We start from the raw sequence: 513 nt of genomic DNA on the forward strand, positions 1-513 counted from the left end.
CCATAGAGGCCACCGAAATAAGCAGCATAATTTTCACTACAGCGCTAATTAAGCCACATAAAAACTTGTTTAGTGTTGGATCTTTTTTGCCTAGTCGATTATCTAAAACCTTAACAAAGCGGTTGATCAGCCATAGGCCAACCAGTAAAGTAATAATAGCGAGCACAAATTTTGGTGCGTAAGTCATAACGAGTGATATGGCTTGGTCTATTAATTGTGAAGCGTCTACATCTGTTCCTAAAACTTCTTCCATTTTATGGATCCTGTTTATTTTAATTACTATATGAATAATATAAGAATAAACGTGATAACTCTACTATGCAACAAATGCAGGCTTTTTAGCTTGCTAATTTACTTTTATTGACTGCGGCTTTTAGGGTAAATAATTAATATTTACTTTAAAGGTATTCGTTGCTTCTCAAAGTATTGTTTTTCAATTTAACCTTTTACTTATTTAGTCTTTTATCAGGCTATTGATCCTGTTAGTATTTATCGTATTGATTAGTTTACTTT

Annotated in this window: 1 protein-coding gene; it reads right to left on the minus strand. The window is 32.2% G+C overall.

The genetic code is table 11. The annotated features are described in order from the left end of the window. On the minus strand, window positions 1-253 hold a 253-nt coding region (locus tag AAEY62_RS20190), incomplete at its 3' end, for a mechanosensitive ion channel family protein (protein ID WP_502935523.1). Between the last annotated feature and the right edge of the window lie 260 nt (window positions 254-513).

Origin of the sequence: Pseudoalteromonas sp. GW168-MNA-CIBAN-0100, assembly GCF_040309225.1 — a bacterium.
Lineage (GTDB): Bacteria > Pseudomonadota > Gammaproteobacteria > Enterobacterales > Alteromonadaceae > Pseudoalteromonas > Pseudoalteromonas arctica.